The sequence below is a fragment of the Anoxybacillus thermarum genome, assembly GCF_000836725.1.
GTDB classification, from domain to species: Bacteria; Bacillota; Bacilli; order Bacillales; family Anoxybacillaceae; genus Anoxybacillus; species Anoxybacillus thermarum.
This window is the reverse complement of record NZ_JXTH01000148.1, coordinates 1-666: the sequence shown is the minus strand read 5'-3', so window position 1 is coordinate 666 and position 666 is coordinate 1. Positions and strand designations below refer to the sequence as shown.

Below are 666 nucleotides of genomic sequence, written 5' to 3'. Positions count from 1 at the left end.
AAGCAGGCTCGCTTTCCAAAATACTCCCGGCAGGCAGTGATCCACGACGCCGCGTCGCAGTTGATGATCAAAAGGTCCCGGCACGGGTCATAGGCATATTCGTTCATCAGCCACTCTTCAAACCGTTCCCACACGTCTCCCGCCCCTTCATGGAGGTAGTGGCCCCGGTTCACGAGCTCGAGCTGCGAACCGTTTCGTTTCCATCCCTCGTGACCCGCCAGGATTTTCTCTTCTTTCGCCCGTTTCCCTTTCCCCTGGCGGGAAATGAACAGCCCATCCGCCTCCACAAACAGCACTCGGCCGTGCCGTTGGGAAACAGGATGGTGCAGCGAGACAGGGGCCTCCAGCACCAGTTGGCGAATCGCCTCGTGGCTTAGGACCGCATACCCCACGATCGACTCCAACGTACGGGCCGCTTTGCGGTAGGAAGAGCACTCTACGGCCAACTCGACCGCCGTTTCCTCGAGGCAAGGGCTGATCGACTGCGCTCCATCAAAGCCCAGTTCGGCATCCAGCAAGAAGGTATACGCCCCCGCCTGCCGATCATAGTAGTAGTTCCGTCGAAACGTCACTTCTCCAAACAGCGTTTGGATCGTGGTCGGCCGTTTGTCTTTCAGCTGATACCGGCGCTTGTCCCGCGCTTCCGCCAGTTGTTGATCAATCTCC

Annotated in this window: 1 pseudogene; it reads right to left on the bottom strand. The window is 58.7% G+C overall.

The annotated features are described in order from the left end of the window. A pseudogene (locus tag LH47_RS14850) lies at positions 1 to 666 on the bottom strand (ISLre2-like element ISGsp3 family transposase); the annotation flags it as partial.